This window comes from Candidatus Regiella insecticola LSR1 (assembly GCF_000143625.1).
GTDB classification, from domain to species: domain Bacteria; phylum Pseudomonadota; class Gammaproteobacteria; order Enterobacterales; family Enterobacteriaceae; genus Regiella; species Regiella insecticola.
This window is the reverse complement of record NZ_GL379710.1, coordinates 27,413-28,017: the sequence shown is the minus strand read 5'-3', so window position 1 is coordinate 28,017 and position 605 is coordinate 27,413. Positions and strand designations below refer to the sequence as shown.

General features: G+C 46.6%; 1 protein-coding gene. It reads right to left on the bottom strand.

Going from position 1 to position 605, the window contains the following annotated elements; all coding sequences use genetic code 11:
* Positions 1 to 605: ABC transporter substrate-binding protein (locus REG_RS09815; RefSeq protein ID WP_039908792.1), on the bottom strand; the 605-nt coding region annotated here is incomplete at both ends.

The window sequence follows — 605 nt, the reverse complement described above, 5'->3', positions numbered from 1 at the left end:
CGGTTTGTAGACCAAAGCCAAGTAAAGCCATATCGTCGAATGTCACTATTCGTCGATGTTTACCCGCGGGAGTTAATGTTATTCCAGGAAGTTGCCAGATTTTATCCACGCCACCAAGAGATTTTAGCCCATCCGTGGTGACCAAAATCAAGTCTGGTGCACTCGCAATCAACCCCTCTTGAGAGAGCGGCCGATAACGCTCAAATCCTTGCATGGCATTTTGAGCACCTGTCGCGCGTATCATGGCATCCGCTGCGGTATTTTGCCCTGCTACCAAGGGCACGCTGCCGCCATAACTCATAATAAACAACATCCGCACAGCGATAGGGCTATTATCAATCGCCGCTATTTCTTGTTGATAATTTTGCGCCAGCTGTTTCCCTTGATCAATCTGATTGACGGCAGTAGCAATAAGGCTAATTTTTTCAGATACGGCATTCAAGGTAGTATCGCTAGGAATAGAGACCACTTTAACACCGCTGTCGACAATTTGTTTCAACACCAATGAAGGCCCAGCAAGTGCACTGCTTAGCACTAACGTCGGTTTCATCGCGAGAATACCTTCTGCATTGATTTGACGCATATAGCCTATATTCGGCAATGAT